Source organism: Pseudomonas sp. HC1(2025) (assembly GCF_058742075.1).
On the sequence record NZ_CP196017.1, the window covers coordinates 1,045,289 to 1,060,607 of the forward strand.

Here is a 15,319-nt window from a genome sequence, read left to right on the forward strand (position 1 = left end):
CGGCTAAAAAAGAACAAGGACAACAACCATGCGTAAGATGATTTTGCAGTGCGGTGTACTGGCCCTCAGCCTGTTGGCCGCCAACGTGATGGCCGCCGTGTCACCGCAAGAAGCAGCCAAGCTCGGTACGACCTTGACCCCAGTGGGCGCCGAGAAAGCCGGTAACGCCGATGGCTCGATCCCGGCCTGGACCGGCGGCATCCCGAAAAACGCCGGCGCGGTGGACAGCAAGGGCTTTTTGGCCGACCCGTTTGCCAATGAAAAACCGCTGTTCGTGATCACCGCGGCCACGGTCGACAAGTACAAGGACAAACTGTCGGACGGCCAGGTGGCGATGTTCAAGCGCTACCCAGAGACCTACAAAATCCCGGTCTACACCACCCACCGCACGGTCAACCTGCCCGACGATATCTACGAGTCGATCAAGCGCAGCGCGCTCAACGTCAAGTCGATCAACGACGGCAACGGCCTGGAGAATTTCACCGGCAACCGCTACTACGCCTTCCCGATCCCGAAAAATGGCGTCGAGGTGTTGTGGAACCACATCACTCGCTATCACGGCGGCAACCTGCGACGCATCATCACCCAGGCCACACCGCAGACCAACGGCAGCTACACGCCGATCCGCTTTGAAGAAGAAGTGGCAGTGCCGCAACTGATCCCGGACATGGACCCGGCCAAGGGCGCCAACGTGCTGACCTTCTTCAAGCAGTCGGTCACCGCGCCCGCCCGCCTGGCGGGTAACGTGCTGCTGGTGCACGAAACCCTCGACCAGGTGAAAGAACCGCGCCTGGCATGGATCTACAACGCCGGCCAACGCCGCGTGCGCCGTGCACCGCAAGTGGCCTACGACGGTCCGGGCACTGCGTCCGACGGCCTGCGTACCTCGGATAACTTCGACATGTTCTCCGGCGCGCCAGACCGCTACGACTGGAAACTGGTGGGCAAGAAGGAAATGTACATTCCCTACAACGCCTACAAGCTCGATTCGCCGTCCCTTAAATATGACGACATCATCAAGGCCGGCCACATCAACCAGGACCTGACCCGCTACGAGCTGCACCGGGTCTGGGAAGTGGTGGGCACGGTGAAACCAAGCGAGCGGCACATCTACGCCAAGCGCCACATGTACATCGACGAAGACAGCTGGCAAGTGGCGCTGGTGGATCACTATGACGGCCGCGGCCAACTGTGGCGCGTTGCCGAAGGTCATGCGCAGTTCTACTACAACCACCAGACCCCGGCCTATACCGTCGAGACCCTGTACGACATCATCGCCGGCCGCTACATCGCCCTGGGCATGAAGAACGAAGAGAAGAGCAGCTTTGTATTCGGCTTCAACGCCAAGGCGGCGGACTACACCCCATCGGCCCTGCGCGCCTCGGGAGTACGCTGACCTGAGGTTGTAAAGCCAATCACTGTGGGAGCTGGCTTGCCTGCGATGGCGGTGGACCAGGCAAAACCCATCAACCTGACCCACCGCCATCGCAGGCAAGCCAGCTCCCACATAGGCTCGGGTTTTAACCTGCCAACCCTGTGCCGGGCTCAAATGAAGCCCGGCTTTTTTATGCCCGGCAATCAGCCCGCTGAATACTTCTTCAACAACGCCCATTGACAGGACTACGGTAGACCGCACGCCGCATAACAATAAAAAAGGGACGTTGTAATGACCGCCATGACCCGTCGCCTGGATCGCCCTGGATTCATGCCACGTCTGTCTTCCCACCATTTGCTGCGCCCACGCCTGGCCGAGCCGTTGCTGGGGGCCGAGGCGCGGGTCCGGTTGCTGTGCGCGCCGGCCGGCAGTGGCAAGAGTGCCTTGTTGGCCGAATGCGCCCTGCAGGCCCCGGCGAGTTGCCAAGTGTATTGGCTGCCCCTCAACGGTGCGGCCCTGGACCCGCTGGATTTCTGTCAGCGCCTGGCCCAAAGCCTGGGCCTGGTGTTTGTCGATCAAGCCAGCTTGTTGCTCGACCTGAGCCGCTGGCAAGCGCCGGCCTGGCTGTTTCTCGATGACTATTGCCGGGTGGCGGCGCCCGCATTGGATGCCTTGCTCGATCGGGTGCTGGCGGCCAGCAGCCCGGCCTTGGTCTGGTGGCTGGGCGCGCGGCGCCGGCCGGCCTGCAATTGGCCACGGCTGTTGCTCGATGATGAGTTGTGGGAGTGCGGCGGCACCGAGTTGGCGTTCGATCAGCGCGAGGTCCAGCAACTGCTCGAGCATCACGCCGCGGGCGGGCAGGCCGCCGATAAAGTCCTGCAGTTCAGCGCCGGCTGGTGCGCCGGCGTGCGTATCGCCCTACTCGAAGGCGACAGCCATCCCGACAGCGGTGCCTGGCATGGGCGCTCCCAGACCTTGCTCGATTACCTGCAACACGAACTGTTCAGCACCTTGCCCGAAGAGTTGGAGGAGGCCTGGCGCGTGTTGGCGCACCTGCCGCGTTTCAACCCGGGGCTGTGCGAACACCTGTTCGGGTTTGGCGATGGCGCCGACTACCTGCGCGAGCTCCAGGCCCTCGGCGCGTTTATCGAGCCCTGGGAAGATTCGCCGGAGTGGCTGCAGGTTTTCGCGCCCCTGGCCCAGTTACTGCGCGACGAACCCTGGCCGGCCCGGCGTTCCTGGCACCGGCGCGCCTGCCAATGGTTTACCGCAGCCCAGGACTGGCAGGCGGCGTTTGAGCAGGCGCTGCTGGCTGAAGAGTACGAAGTGGCGGTCAGCCTGTTGGAGCACTTCAGCTTTGAAGACTTGTTCCGCCAGCAAAACGCCGTGCTGTTGTTGCGCCTGCATGAGCAACATGGCGACGAGTTGATGCTCGGCTCGGCGCAACTGGTGGGGCTGGTCACGGCGGCCTTGCTGTTTGCCGGGCGTTTCGACCAGGCCGCGCAATGCATCGATCAACTGGCGCGCTTCACCCCGCAACCCACCGCCGCGCTGCAACGCCACCTGCTGGCGCGCTGGCAGGCGCAGTGGGGTTGGTTATTGCACCTGGGTGGGGAAGCGGTGCCTGCGCGTGGGCATTTTCTGGAGGCATTGAATGACTTGCCGGACAGCGCCTGGACGTCGCGCCTGATGTGCCTGTCCGGGCTGACCCAGCAAGCGCTGTTGCGCGGCGAACTGGACGTGGCCCAGGCGCTCAATCGCGAGGCGCTGTGCCTGGCGCGGGCCCATGGTTCGTTGCTGCTGGAAGCGGTGCTGGAGCTTGATCATGCGCAACTGCTGGAACAGCGGGGCGCACCGTACCGGGCCCAGAGCCTGTTGGAAGGCGTGCAGGCCATGCTGGTGCAGCAGCGCCTCAAGGCCGGGCCGCTGATGGGCCGGATTGCCTTGCGCCGTGGGCACCTGGCACTGCGCCAGGGGCATGACGCGATGGCTACCGACTGCCTCGAAGCCGGCCTGGGCATGTGCCTGCATAGCCAGGATAAGCGCGTGCTGTACGGCTTCCTTGGGTTGGCGATGCTGGCGGCCAACCGTGGCGACTACGCCCAGGCGTTTATCCAGTTGCGCGACGCCGAGCGCCTGATGCAGCGCCGGCAGGTGCCCGACACGGTGTACCGGGCGGTGTTGCTGTTGCTCAGTGGGCACTTCTGGTTGCAGCAGGGGCGCGCCGAACTGACCCTGGAGGCCGTCAGCCGGGTGCTGCGCCACTATCATGGCCCGCAGGCGAAACAGGCACCGCCGGCGACCCTGGAGCTGATCCCCCGGCTGGAATACTTGCTGGTGCTGGCCCAGGTCAAGCTGCGCCGGGCCGAGCAACCCATCCAGCGGCTCACGGCCTTGCTCGATACGGCCCGCGAGCGTGGCATGCAGTGCCTGGAAGTGGAGTTGCACCTGGTGTTGGGCGAGGTGGCCTGGCAACTGGGCGAGCGCGCGAACGCGGTGCGCGCGCTGCAAACCGGGCTGGCCCTGGCGGCGCGCTGCCAGGTGCAACAGGCCGTGCGCGAACTGCGTCTGCGCCAGCCGGGGTTGCTCAGTGAACTGGGGCTCGAACCTCAGGATGCAGTGGCGGCGCCAGGGGAAAACCCATTGAGCCAACGGGAACTGGAGGTGCTGCAACTGATCGCGCTGGGTAACTCCAACCTGGAAATTGCCGACTTGTTGTTTATCTCGCTGCACACGGTGAAGACCCACGCGCGGCGGATTCACAGCAAGTTGGGGGTGGAGCGGCGCACCCAGGCCGTGGCCAAGGCCAAGACCCTGGGCCTGATGGCCTGATTACTCCCAGCAATGCCGATCAACAGGTGGGAGCTGGCTTGTCGGGTCGCCGCATCGCTGCGATAGCGGTAGGCCAGTCAACACATCCTTACATGACCCACCGCCATCGCGGGCAAGCCCGCTCCCACAGGGGATCTCGGCTGGGCACAGGACTTTGCACACACCACACACCAACTGTGGGAGCTGGCTTGCCTGCGATGACGGTGTATCAGTCGCAGAATGTATCAACTGACCCACCGCCATCGCGGGCAAGCCCGCTCCCACAGGGGATCTCGGCTGGGCACAGGACTTTACACACACCACACACCAACTGTGGGAGCTGGCTTGCCTGCGATGACGGTGTATCAGTCGCAGAATGTATCACCTGACCCACCGCCATCGCGGGCAAGCCCGCTCCCACAGGGGATCTCGGCTGGGCACAGGACTTTGCACACACCACTCACCAACTGTGGGAGCTGGCTTGCCTGCGATGACGGTGTATCAGTCGCAGAATGTATCAACTGACCCACCGCCATCGCGGGCAAGCCCGCTCCCACAGGGGATCTTGGCTGGGCACAGGACTTTGCACACACCACACACCAACTGTGGGAGCTGGCTTGCCTGCGATGACGGTGTATCAGTCGCAGAATGTATCAACTGACCCACCGCCATCGCGGGCAAGCCCGCTCCCACAGTTGCCCACATGCATTCAGTTGCAACGGGTCAGGGCTGGTAACCCATCCGCCAACTCACCGCCTGGCTCGCCGCCAGCAATTGCCGGGCCGCCGGTCCATCTTCATCGGCATGGAACAACGACGTCGGCCCCACCACCGTCATCACCGCCACCACCTGGCCCATGGCATTAAAGACCGGCGCCGACAGCGCATCGACCCCGGGCATCAGCAAGCCATGCACAAAGTGCAGGCCCCGCTGGCGAATCTGCGCACAGGCCTGCCCATACGCCTGGTCGTCCGCCAGCGCATGGGCGGTGCCGGCCTGGATCTCCTGCGTGCGCAGGTCCACGGTTTCGCGCTCTGGCAAAAAGGCGCTGAACACCAGGCCCGTGGATGAGCTGAGCAGCGGCAGCACCGACCCCAGTTGCGTCACCACCGTGACCGCGCGTACCGCCGGTTCGATATGCACCACCGTTGCGCCGTGGTTGCCCCACACCGCGAGAAAGCAGGTTTCATTCAACTCGTCGCGCAGCTGCGCCAGGGGCAGGGTGGCAACTTTCAGCACGTCCATGCTGCCCAGCGCCGCCAACCCCACGCGCAAGGCTTCGCGGCCCAGGCCGTAATGGTTGGTGGCCGTGTTCTGTTCGGCAAAACCCGAGGCAATCAACGCCTGCAAATAGCGGTGGACCTTGCTCGCGGGCATCTGCACATGTTCGGCCAGGCGCGACAGGGACGTGGCCGGCGACAGTTCGGCCAGGGCCTTGAGGATGTCGGTGCCGACTTCGGCCGAGCGGACTTTCTGTTTACCGGTGTCGCGGGGGGCGGGGGGCTTTTCCATGGAGAGCGTGTGTCCGAAAGACGAATGGCGGTCTTTATAGCTTGACGGTCGATACGGAGCAAATTACGTTATGCGTAACTGGATTACGATAAAAACAACTTCCTTACTGAGGACGATCCATGACCCTCGATTACCAATCGGGCTTTGGCAATGAATTCGCCAGCGAAGCCTTGCCAGGTGCACTGCCGGTCGGCCAGAACTCCCCGCAAAAAGCGCCCTACGGGCTGTACACCGAACTGTTCTCCGGCACCGCCTTCACCATGGTGCGCAGCGAAGCGCGGCGTACCTGGATGTATCGCATCCAACCGTCGGCCAATCACCCGGCATTCATCAAGCTGGAACGACAACTGGCCGGTGGCCCGCTGGGCGAGGTGACGCCCAACCGCCTGCGCTGGAACCCGTTGGATGTACCTGCAGAACCCACCGACTTTATCGACGGCCTGGTCGGCATGGTGGCCAACGCCGGCGCCGAGAAACCCTCCGGCATCAGCATCTATCACTACCGCGCCAACTGCTCCATGGAGCGGGTGTTCTTCAACGCCGACGGCGAACTGTTGATCGTTCCCGAGCAAGGCCGCCTGCGCATCGCTACTGAACTTGGGGTGCTGGAGGTCGAGCCGCTGGAAATCGTCGTGCTGCCACGGGGCCTGAAATTTCGCATCGAACTGCTGGATGCCCAGGCTCGCGGCTACGTCGCCGAAAACCATGGCGCGCCGCTGCGCCTGCCGGACCTGGGGCCGATTGGCAGCAATGGCCTGGCCAACCCCCGGGACTTCCTGACCCCGGTCGCCCACTACGAAGACCTTTCACGGCCCACGCCGCTGGTGCAGAAGTTCCTCGGCGAGCTGTGGGGCTGCACCCTCGATCACTCGCCGCTGAACGTGGTGGCCTGGCATGGCAATAACGTGCCGTACAAATATGACCTGCGCCGCTTCAACACTATCGGCACAGTGAGTTTCGATCACCCGGATCCGTCGATCTTTACCGTGTTGACCTCGCCTACCAGCGTCCACGGCCTGGCCAATCTCGACTTCGTGATCTTCCCGCCGCGCTGGATGGTGGCCGAAAACACCTTCCGGCCACCGTGGTTCCACCGCAACCTGATGAACGAATACATGGGCCTGATCCAGGGCGCCTACGACGCCAAGGCCGAAGGTTTCCTGCCCGGCGGCGCGTCGCTGCACAGTTGCATGAGCGCCCACGGCCCGGATGGCGAGACCTGCACCAAGGCCATCGCCGTGGACCTGGCGCCGCACAAAATCGATAACACCATGGCCTTCATGTTCGAGACCAGCCAGGTGCTGCGCCCGACCCGCTTCGCCCTGGACTGCCCGCAACTGCAAAACACTTACGACGCTTGCTGGGCCACGCTGCCGGCAACCTTCAACCCGAATCGGAGATAAACCATGACTCAGTCCACTCTCACCCGTAGTTGGGTGGCCTCGGCCAACGGTCACCCGGATTTCCCCCTGCAGAACCTGCCCCTGGGCATCTTCAGCCTCACCGGTTCGGCACCGCGCAGTGGCGTGGCGATTGGCGAGCATATTTTTGATCTGCAAGCGGCCCGTGACCTGTTTGACGGTGAAGCGCGCCGCGCCATCGATGCCATGGCGGACGGCCAACTGAACGCCTTCTTCGAACTGGGCCGTGGCCCACGGGTGGCACTGCGCGAACGCCTGCTGGAACTGCTCGCCGAGGGCAGCAGCCAGCAAGCCAAGCTGCAAGCCCTGGGTACCCAAGTGTTGCCACTGGCCGCCGATTGCCAGATGCACCTGCCAGCGAAAATCAACGATTACACTGACTTCTACGTCGGCATCGAGCACGCGCAGAACGTCGGCAAACTGTTCCGCCCGGACAACCCCTTGTTGCCCAACTACAAGTACGTGCCAATTGGTTACCACGGCCGCGCGTCGACGATCCGCCCGTCCGGCACCGAGGTGCGCCGGCCCAAGGGCCAGACCCTGCCAGCCGGCCAGACCGAACCGACCTTCGGCCCGTGCGCACGCCTGGACTACGAACTGGAGCTGGGCATCTGGATCGGCCAGGGCAATGCCATGGGCGACTCGATTGCCATTGGCGATGCCGCCGAGCACATCGCTGGCTTCTGCCTGCTCAACGACTGGTCGGCCCGCGATATCCAGGCCTGGGAGTACCAGCCGCTGGGGCCGTTCCTGTCGAAAAGCTTTATCACCAGCGTCTCGCCCTGGGTGGTCACGGCTGAAGCCCTGGAGCCGTTCCGCAAGGCCCAGCCCGCACGCCCGGCTGGCGATCCACAACCGCTGCCGTACCTGCTAGACACCCGTGATCAGGCCGCTGGCGGCTTTGATATCGAACTGGAAGTGCTGCTGACCACCGCCGCGATGCGCGAGCAGAACCTGGCGGCCCATCGCCTGACCCTGAGCAACACCCAACACATGTACTGGACCGTGGCGCAAATGGTCGCGCACCACAGCGTCAACGGTTGCCAGTTGCAGGCCGGCGACCTGTTTGGTTCGGGCACCTTGTCGGGCCCGGAAGCGGGGCAGTTCGGCAGCCTGCTGGAAATCACCGAAGGCGGCAAAAAGCCGATCGAGCTGGCCTCCGGCGAAGTGCGCAAGTTCCTTGAAGACGGCGACGAAATCATCCTGCGCGCCCGCTGCACGCGTGATGGATTTGCCTCCATCGGCTTCGGCGAATGCCGTGGCACTGTGGTCGCCGCGCGCTAAGGGGGCGAGGGGATGGAACTCTATACCTACTACCGTTCCACATCGTCCTACCGGGTGCGCATCGCCCTGGCGCTCAAGGGCCTGGACTTTACCGCGCTGCCGGTCAACCTGCTGGTGCCCAAGGGCGGCGCCAACCGCCAGCCCGAATACCTGGCGATCAACCCCCAGGGCCGTGTCCCGGCCTTGCGTACCGACGAGGGCGAACTGTTGATCCAGTCGCCGGCGATCATCGAGTACCTGGATGAACGTTATCCACAGGTGCCGCTGCTCGCCAAGGACCTGGCAGCCCGCGCCCATGAGCGCGCGGTGGCCTCGATCATCGGCTGTGACATTCACCCGTTGCACAACTCCAGCACCCAGAGCCTGTTGCGCCAGTGGGGGCATGACGAGGCGCAATTGCTGGAGTGGATCGGGCACTGGATCAGCCAGGGCCTGGGCGCCGTGGAGCAATTGATCGGCGAGCAGGGTTACTGCCTTGGCGACCAGCCTGGGCTGGCGGATACGTTTCTGATTCCGCAGTTGTACGCGGCAGAGCGCTTCAAGGTGGCACTGGATGGCTACCCACGAATCCTGCGCGTCGCAGCCTTGGCTGCCAAACATCCTGCATTTATCCAGGCCCATCCCTCCAACCAACCTGACACCCCCTAACCCCTGCAGGAGCCGGCTTGCCGTCGATGGCGCTTCACCTGATACACCGCCATCGCTGGCAAGCCAGCTCCTACAGGCGGATATCCAATAAAAAAAACAGGTACCTTGCGATGCACAATCAGATTGCCAGCTTTCGCGCGGCACTCGACGCCCGTCCGGTGTCGCGCTACCAGTGGTTGATTCTCCTGTTGTTGGCGTTGTTGCTGGTCACCGATGGTTACGATGCCCAAGTGTTGGGCTACGTAGTCCCGGCCCTGGCCCAGGACTGGGGCCTGGAAAAAGCCGCCTTCGGCCCGGTGTTCAGTGCCAACCTGCTGGGGCTGACCTTAGGTTCCCTGGCCGTGACGCCCCTGGCGGACCGCTTCGGCGTGCGTCGTATCCTGCTCGCCTGCGTACTGATCTACGCCAGCCTCACGGTGCTGATGGTATTCGCCAATTCCCTGAGCACGCTGATGGCCGCACGCTTTATTTGCGGCATTGGCATGGGTGGCGCGATGCCCAGTGCCATGGCCTTGATGTCGGAATATTCGCCACCGCGTATGCGCACGTTGATGGTGACGCTGGCGGCCTGTGGTTTCTCGTTCGGTGGCGCGGCGGGTGGTTTTGTTGCGGCGGGTTTTATCGACAGTTTCGGCTGGCAGGCCGTGTTCCTCGCCGGTGGTGTGACGCCGTTGCTGCTGTTTCCCTTCCTGGTATGGCTGCTGCCTGAATCCTTGCCACGTTTGTTGCGCGATGCGCCGCCCTATGCGCGCCTGCAGAAAGTCACGGCGCGCATGCTGCCTGGTTGGCAGGCGCCGGCGGCCAGCGAAGAACAGAATCGCCAGGAGCAGGGCAGCAAGCTGACGGTGGTGGAGTTGTTTCGCAATGGCTATGCCCGGCCGACGCTGCTGATCTGGTCGACCTTTTTTGTCAGCCTGATCCTGCTGTACTTCATGATCAGTTGGTTGCCGTCACTGCTGCTGGAAAGTGGCATGGCCTTGAACAAAGCCAACCTGGTGACCTCGATGTTCCTGTTCGCCGGCACGTTGGGCGCGATTGGCATGGCCTGGTTTGCCGACCGCCTGAAAAGCAAGGTCCGCCTGCTCTCCGGTGTGTTGGCGGCCGCGGCGGTGTGCACGATTCTGCTGGGGCTCAATCACGACAACCCGCGTTACCTGGTGGCGTTTGTGTTTGCGGCGGGCTTTTGCATCATCGGTGGCCAGTTGACCCTCAATGCGTTTGCCAGCAACTTTTACCCGGCCCATGTACGTGCGACGGGCACGGGCTGGGCGCTGGGTGTCGGGCGGTTTGGTTCGATCCTCGGGCCGCTGTTTGGCAGCATGTTGCTGGCGATGCAGGTACCGGTGCAGCAGATTTTCTTCTTCTGCGCAATTCCGGCGGTGATCGCCGCGCTGCTGATCATTCAGGTGCGCTCCCCCGAGACCAAGGCGCCGGTTGAGATCCTCCAGCACCCGCTTGAATCCTGAAGGGCAACCCCCTTATTTGTAGGAGCTGTCGAGCCCCGGCGAGGCGGCGATGAGGGCGACGCGGTTCACCGGTCGCCCCCTTTAATGCACCACCGCCCCAGGCGGCAAATGCCCCAGCCGCTCCGTCAGACGCAGCCGCTGCACCGGGTCTTCACTGAGCAACAGCGCGTGCTCAAGATCGAAGCGCTCGGCATTCGGGCAATCCAGGTGCTTGTACAGACTGGCCCGCGCCAGATAGTCGGCGGCGCTGGCATCGCCCAGTTCCAGCACGCGCTCGGCGTCGATCAGCGCCGCGAGGTGATTGTCATTGGCCAGGTGCAGTTGCCGCAGGTTGCGCGACAGCCGTTGCAGGATCAGCCGTGGCTCGGCGCTACGCAGGTGCTCGGCTTGCAGCTTGAGATTGGGGCCGTACTGACGTTGCAGCAATTCGCGGCAGTCGTTGGGGTACAGCCGCCGCCCGCCACAGGGGTCGAGTAAATGATCGGCACCGCTTACCCGTAGCAGGAAGTGCCCGGGGAAGTTGACCCCGACCATCGGGATCTCCAGGCGCCGCGCCAACTCCAGGGCAATCAGGCCCAGGGCCAGGGGTTGTCCGCGGCGGCGCTGCAACACCTTGTCCAGCATTGCGGCGGCGGGGCGCAAGGGGGTGAAGTCATCCTGGGCGAACCCCAGGTCATTCATTATCCGCAGCAACGGTTGGCCCAACTCATCGGCCGGCAGCAGCGGCATGTCGAGGCTTACCTGGTGTTGCAGCACCGCGAAGTCAGCCAGGATCGCCTGCGGGTCCACGGCGGGGTCGTGCTCGGCAGCGATCCATAAGGCGGCTTCAAACAGCGCCGCAGGCGAGCGGTGCAGGCAGTCGAAAAAGGCTTGGCGGGGATTCATTGCATTCTCCGTCGGATGTCTCGTTTTAGCCTTGCCGAGAACTTTCGTCCAGCTTCTTGAGAACCAGCCTACTTGTTTATGTCACAAAGCCTGAAATTGCGGTCGGCTTATTCCCGCGTGCTCCGGCAATCTTTTACCGGCGGCCTATACTTGGCGACTACAAGAAGTGATTCGGGAGCTTGACGATGTTTGCTCTCATGCACAGCACCCGCCTTGAATCCCTGCACCTGAGCGTTGACCCGGTGAGCGGGTTGAAGGCGGTCATTGCCATTCACAGCAGTCGCCTGGGGCCGGCCCTGGGCGGCTGTCGCTACCTGGCCTACCCCGACGACGAAAGCGCCGTGGCCGACGCCGCGCGCCTGGCCCGAGGCATGAGCTACAAAGCCGCGCTGGCCGGCTTGCCGGTGGGCGGCGGTAACGCTGTAATCATCCGCCCGGCCCATGTGGAAAGCCGCGCCGCGTTGTTCGAAGCCTTCGGCCGGTGCATCGAGCAACTCGATGGCCGCTACATCACCGCCATCGACAGCGGCACCTCCGTGGCAGACATGGACTGCATCGCCCAGCACACGCGCTTTGTCACCAGCACCACCGCCGCCGGCGATCCGTCTCCCCATGCGGCCATGGGCGTATTCGCCGGCATCCGCACGGCCGCCATGGCCCGCCTGGGCAGCGACAACCTGGAAGGCCTGCGTGTGGCAATCCAGGGCCTGGGCAACGTCGGCTACGCCCTGGCCGAACAACTGCACGCTGCTGGCGCTGAATTGCTGGTGAGCGATATCGACCCTGGCAAAGTGCAACTGGCCATGGAGAAACTGGGCGCCCACCCGATTGCCAACGACGCCTTACTCAGTACCCCATGCGACATTCTCGCGCCGTGCGGCCTGGGCGCTGTCCTCAACCGCCAGAGCGTCGCCCAACTGCGCTGCGCCGCCGTGGCCGGTTCCGCCAGCGCGCAGCTGACCCACCTGCAAGTGGCCGACCAATTGGAAGCGCGCGGCATCCTCTACGCACCGGACTATGTGATCAACTCCGGCGGCCTGATCTACGTCGCCCTCAAGCACGGTGGCGCGGACCTGGCGACCATCACCGCGCACCTGTCCAACATCGGCACACGCCTGACCGAAATCTTCGGCCACGCTCAAGCCGAAAAACGCTCACCCGCCCGAGTGGCCGATGAACTGGCCGAGCGCCTGCTGTACACCTAGCCCTTATTAAAAAGGCCCTGAATCAACGATCCAGGGCCTGTTCAATTCGGGCTTTATTCCGCCGCCGGGTTCAGCAACTCGGACAACGCATCCGGCTGGCTCTTGAACGCCTTGGCAAACACATCGCGATTCTTCGCCATGTAGATCCCGGCTTCCTCCACCTGCTGCTCGCTCAGGGACGGCACGGCTTTTTGCAACACTTCTGCGAGCAACTCAGCGAGTTCAAGCATCTTGTCATGACGGTCAGCTTCGGCTTTATCCATGAACAAACGCTCCAGATCTCGGCTGCTGCGGTATACCACTTCGACGGCCATTCACCACCTCACATGCCTTCACGATAGTTGTCTATTGCGACTACTGTATTTATATACAGCTAAAAGGATAAGCCAATCCCGGGGGTTTGGGTAGCAGCTTTTTAATGTAGTTGGGAAATGGGGGTTTGCTACAACGGAAATTTCTGACAACTTGCCGGGGTTGCGCTGGATTTGTCCGGTGGCTTACCTTCCTCGGGCGCTGCGTATGCAGCGAGTGGGCTTGGCGGCCCGGTAGAAGATAGCGCAACGACCCCCCAACAAGATTGCTGGCGTTTTAACGCCTGCTTTCCTATGTCATGGCGGGTTGCGCAGGGACCCTTCGGGGTGCTGGGTTTCTTCTTACCGGTCCGCCAACCTTGTGCAATCCGTCACCCAATCTGCTTGGCGGCAGACGGCGGTGGATCTCCATTCGATCAAGAAGAGATACGCCATGAAAAAGAACTCCCCCAATCCCCCAGACAACTCACGCAATGACGCTCGGCTGCAAGCGGCTGCCAATCGGGCCATCGATCACTACTTGCGGTCTGAATCGCCTCAACCTGCTCCGGAGCCCCCCGCGACGCTTTTCAGCGTAACGCCTCGGGCTGACACGCAAACCCTGCTGGTCAACGCTAGCGAAACCTTGAATAGCGCCCGTGAAATGGCAAGCACACTGGCTTTTGATCTTGATGGCTCACAGCGCAGCTTGCTGCTGGCGATTCACCAGTTGGTGGAGATGGGTGGTTTACTGGTTGACCGCGCGATAGAGCAGGTGGCATAGGGCGATCCCAATACACAGGAGCTGGCAAGCCAGCTCCTACAAAATCGGCATAGGCTTTGAATTATTATGGAGACCTCTTTTCCCTTAGATATCCCCGCAGAGACCCAAGAGCCCGCCGCCAGTTATGACCTCTGGTTTCGTTCCCAGGTGAACGCTGTCCTTGATGATCCAAGCCGTGGCGTCCCTCATGATCAGGTCATGGCAGAAATGCGGGCGCTGATTGACGCCAAGGTCGCAAAGCATTCAATTGATTGAAGTGCCTCATATCAACCCGCCATCATCTCACTCTGCAATCCCTGGCCTTTTTTCTGCATGCCTAACTATCGTCACGTCGAACGGGCATTATCCGATCCGCGGTGATGCACGACGCAGGTATTGGCCGGGTTGGCTATTTTTTAAACAGTGGTGGTGAGCAATGACAGAAATGAAGTGGGCCGACAAAGTGCGCAAAAGCCTGCACGCGAATGCAGATTCCCTGGGCAATCTGGCGGTGGAGGCGTTTCACTACCTCGCGCTTTTTGGTATCGGTGCAATCACCGCCTATGCGGCAATAATGACCTTTATCGACATGTTGCAAAAAGGCGGCATCAGCGTTGATGACATCCTGCTGCTGTTTATCTATCTGGAGCTGGGCGCCATGGTGGGGATCTATTTCAAGACGAAGGTATACGTTACTAACATTCCCCGAAGTGGTTACTAGACGTTTGCAAGCCCTGAGAATGCTAAAATGTTGTGTGCATGATCCGCTTCTGATACGCCGTGTGGTTGGATTGATTTGCTCAATTTTGAACAGTGGTGGGTACGATGACGCAAGAAGTGAAATGGGCTGAAAGCCTGCGTAAAAAGCTGCATGGTGGTGCTGATTCGATTGGCAATTTATTCGTAGAAACATTTCATTACCTCGCCCTTTTCGCCATTGGATTAATAACCGTTTGGGCAGGAGTGTCTACATTTATAGGTATGCTCCAACAGCCGAAAATTACAGTTGATGATATTTTGCTGCTTTTTATCTATCTAGAATTGTTGGCTATGGCGGGAATTTATTTTAAAACTAATCACATGCCCCTAAGATTTTTATTGTATATCGGCGTAACCGCATTGATTCGATTGTTGATAAGTGATGTTTCTCATCACAATGCGCCGGATACCGGGATTCTTTACGTGTGTGGTGGGGTGTTGCTGCTGGCGATTTCAATTCTTGTTGTGAGATACTCATCTTCGAAGTATCCCTCTGTAAAAGAAAAGTCTGATTAGAATAGCTTTAATGGATTGGCTGCTTTAGATTGGCCTTTTTCTTTTTCAGGTCTACATTATGCGGCGTATCTGTCAAGGTAACGCGGCTGGGGCAGCGGGACTGATGCATATAAGGGATATCATTCAACAGCACATTGCCCAATGTGACAAAAAAGCCGGTAAAGGGATCACATCGGAGCTGGCTGCTTCCAGTAAAGCAATACCACTACGGGAGTCGTCTTTCCGGATGTTGGAACTGGTTTGCTGTTGTGAAAATAATATTTGGGTGGAGGTAGATACTGCAAACCAAAAAATATTTTTTATAGATGAGCAAATTTTTCAAATCACGCTTGGATTCTTTAGCTAAAAAAAGACACCGTCGAAGATCTTTGTCAAAAGGGTGAA

General features: G+C 61.2%; 15 protein-coding genes. 12 read left to right on the forward strand and 3 right to left on the reverse strand.

Annotated elements, in window-relative coordinates:
• Window positions 1-28: 28 nt before the first annotated feature.
• Entirely contained in the window at window positions 29-1,396 is a 1,368-nt protein-coding gene (locus tag ACSSVH_RS04530) for a DUF1329 domain-containing protein (RefSeq protein ID WP_492634135.1), read from the forward strand.
• A 270-nt stretch (window positions 1,397-1,666) separates the two neighbouring features.
• Window positions 1,667-4,207 (forward strand): LuxR C-terminal-related transcriptional regulator, encoded by a 2,541-nt coding sequence (locus ACSSVH_RS04535; protein WP_169954905.1) that lies wholly within the window; start codon window positions 1,667-1,669, stop codon window positions 4,205-4,207.
• A gap of 702 nt (window positions 4,208-4,909) precedes the next feature.
• On the opposite strand, the gene ACSSVH_RS04540 is transcribed toward ACSSVH_RS04535, so the two are convergent.
• A complete protein-coding gene (locus ACSSVH_RS04540; RefSeq protein WP_170043015.1) occupies window positions 4,910-5,698 on the reverse strand; it encodes an IclR family transcriptional regulator in 789 nt (262 codons plus the stop codon).
• A 119-nt stretch (window positions 5,699-5,817) separates the two neighbouring features.
• On the opposite strand from ACSSVH_RS04540, the gene hmgA reads away from it, so the two are divergent.
• The 4 genes from hmgA (at window position 5,818) to ACSSVH_RS04560 (ending at window position 10,517) form a co-directional block, all read left to right on the forward strand.
• A complete protein-coding gene (hmgA, locus tag ACSSVH_RS04545) occupies window positions 5,818-7,101 on the forward strand; it encodes a homogentisate 1,2-dioxygenase (RefSeq protein WP_169954907.1) in 1,284 nt (427 codons plus the stop codon).
• A gap of 3 nt (window positions 7,102-7,104) precedes the next feature.
• Window positions 7,105-8,403, forward strand: a complete 1,299-nt coding sequence (fahA, locus tag ACSSVH_RS04550; protein ID WP_170043014.1) for a fumarylacetoacetase — start codon at window positions 7,105-7,107, stop codon at window positions 8,401-8,403.
• A gap of 12 nt (window positions 8,404-8,415) precedes the next feature.
• Entirely contained in the window at window positions 8,416-9,051 is a 636-nt protein-coding gene (gene maiA / locus ACSSVH_RS04555) for a maleylacetoacetate isomerase (RefSeq protein ID WP_169954909.1), read from the forward strand.
• Window positions 9,052-9,161: 110 nt separating this feature from the next.
• Window positions 9,162-10,517 (forward strand): MFS transporter, encoded by a 1,356-nt coding sequence (locus tag ACSSVH_RS04560; protein ID WP_492634136.1) that lies wholly within the window; start codon window positions 9,162-9,164, stop codon window positions 10,515-10,517.
• Between the two features lie 81 nt (window positions 10,518-10,598).
• Here the strand turns inward: ACSSVH_RS04560 and ACSSVH_RS04565 are convergent, their stop codons facing one another.
• Window positions 10,599-11,402 (reverse strand): SirB1 family protein, encoded by an 804-nt coding sequence (locus ACSSVH_RS04565; protein WP_492634137.1) that lies wholly within the window; start codon window positions 11,400-11,402, stop codon window positions 10,599-10,601.
• A gap of 185 nt (window positions 11,403-11,587) precedes the next feature.
• Between ACSSVH_RS04565 and ACSSVH_RS04570 the strand changes: the two genes are divergently transcribed.
• On the forward strand, window positions 11,588-12,607 hold the full coding sequence (locus ACSSVH_RS04570) for a Leu/Phe/Val dehydrogenase (RefSeq protein WP_492634138.1): 1,020 nt from the start codon (window positions 11,588-11,590) through the stop codon (window positions 12,605-12,607).
• Between the two features lie 53 nt (window positions 12,608-12,660).
• Here the strand turns inward: ACSSVH_RS04570 and ACSSVH_RS04575 are convergent, their stop codons facing one another.
• The gene (locus ACSSVH_RS04575) at window positions 12,661-12,921 is read right to left on the reverse strand and encodes a YebG family protein (RefSeq protein WP_003188807.1); all 261 of its coding nucleotides are present in this window, start codon (window positions 12,919-12,921) and stop codon (window positions 12,661-12,663) included.
• 430 nt (window positions 12,922-13,351) lie between these two features.
• Between ACSSVH_RS04575 and ACSSVH_RS04580 the strand changes: the two genes are divergently transcribed.
• The 5 genes from ACSSVH_RS04580 (at window position 13,352) to ACSSVH_RS04600 (ending at window position 15,281) form a co-directional block, all read left to right on the forward strand.
• On the forward strand, window positions 13,352-13,681 hold the full coding sequence (locus ACSSVH_RS04580) for a DUF6124 family protein (protein ID WP_492634139.1): 330 nt from the start codon (window positions 13,352-13,354) through the stop codon (window positions 13,679-13,681).
• 66 nt (window positions 13,682-13,747) lie between these two features.
• Entirely contained in the window at window positions 13,748-13,936 is a 189-nt protein-coding gene (gene relB / locus ACSSVH_RS04585) for a type II toxin-antitoxin system RelB family antitoxin (protein WP_492634140.1), read from the forward strand.
• 160 nt (window positions 13,937-14,096) lie between these two features.
• The gene (locus ACSSVH_RS04590; RefSeq protein WP_170058256.1) at window positions 14,097-14,381 is read left to right on the forward strand and encodes a phosphate-starvation-inducible PsiE family protein; all 285 of its coding nucleotides are present in this window, start codon (window positions 14,097-14,099) and stop codon (window positions 14,379-14,381) included.
• A gap of 104 nt (window positions 14,382-14,485) precedes the next feature.
• Window positions 14,486-14,935 carry a phosphate-starvation-inducible protein PsiE gene (locus ACSSVH_RS04595; RefSeq protein WP_170058257.1) on the forward strand — a complete coding sequence of 150 codons (450 nt, stop codon included), beginning with the start codon at window positions 14,486-14,488 and terminating at the stop codon, window positions 14,933-14,935.
• Window positions 14,936-14,993: 58 nt separating this feature from the next.
• Window positions 14,994-15,281, forward strand: coding sequence for a hypothetical protein (locus tag ACSSVH_RS04600; RefSeq protein WP_170058258.1), 288 nt, complete (start codon window positions 14,994-14,996; stop codon window positions 15,279-15,281).
• Window positions 15,282-15,319 lie beyond the last annotated feature (38 nt).

Bases quoted from the DNA above. Each gene is read 5' to 3' on its own strand.
- ACSSVH_RS04530 (WP_492634135.1), top strand. From the start codon at position 29: ATGCGTAAGATGATTTTGCAGTGCGGTGTACTGGCCCTCAGCCTGTTG.
- ACSSVH_RS04535 (WP_169954905.1), top strand. From the start codon at position 1,667: ATGACCGCCATGACCCGTCGCCTGGATCGCCCTGGATTCATGCCACGT.
- ACSSVH_RS04540 (WP_170043015.1), bottom strand. From the start codon at position 5,698: ATGGAAAAGCCCCCCGCCCCCCGCGACACCGGTAAACAGAAAGTCCGC.
- hmgA (WP_169954907.1), top strand. From the start codon at position 5,818: ATGACCCTCGATTACCAATCGGGCTTTGGCAATGAATTCGCCAGCGAA.
- fahA (WP_170043014.1), top strand. From the start codon at position 7,105: ATGACTCAGTCCACTCTCACCCGTAGTTGGGTGGCCTCGGCCAACGGT.
- maiA (WP_169954909.1), top strand. From the start codon at position 8,416: ATGGAACTCTATACCTACTACCGTTCCACATCGTCCTACCGGGTGCGC.
- ACSSVH_RS04560 (WP_492634136.1), top strand. From the start codon at position 9,162: ATGCACAATCAGATTGCCAGCTTTCGCGCGGCACTCGACGCCCGTCCG.
- ACSSVH_RS04565 (WP_492634137.1), bottom strand. From the start codon at position 11,402: ATGAATCCCCGCCAAGCCTTTTTCGACTGCCTGCACCGCTCGCCTGCG.
- ACSSVH_RS04570 (WP_492634138.1), top strand. From the start codon at position 11,588: ATGTTTGCTCTCATGCACAGCACCCGCCTTGAATCCCTGCACCTGAGC.
- ACSSVH_RS04575 (WP_003188807.1), bottom strand. From the start codon at position 12,921: ATGGCCGTCGAAGTGGTATACCGCAGCAGCCGAGATCTGGAGCGTTTG.
- ACSSVH_RS04580 (WP_492634139.1), top strand. From the start codon at position 13,352: ATGAAAAAGAACTCCCCCAATCCCCCAGACAACTCACGCAATGACGCT.
- relB (WP_492634140.1), top strand. From the start codon at position 13,748: ATGGAGACCTCTTTTCCCTTAGATATCCCCGCAGAGACCCAAGAGCCC.
- ACSSVH_RS04590 (WP_170058256.1), top strand. From the start codon at position 14,097: ATGACAGAAATGAAGTGGGCCGACAAAGTGCGCAAAAGCCTGCACGCG.
- ACSSVH_RS04595 (WP_170058257.1), top strand. From the start codon at position 14,486: ATGACGCAAGAAGTGAAATGGGCTGAAAGCCTGCGTAAAAAGCTGCAT.
- ACSSVH_RS04600 (WP_170058258.1), top strand. From the start codon at position 14,994: ATGCGGCGTATCTGTCAAGGTAACGCGGCTGGGGCAGCGGGACTGATG.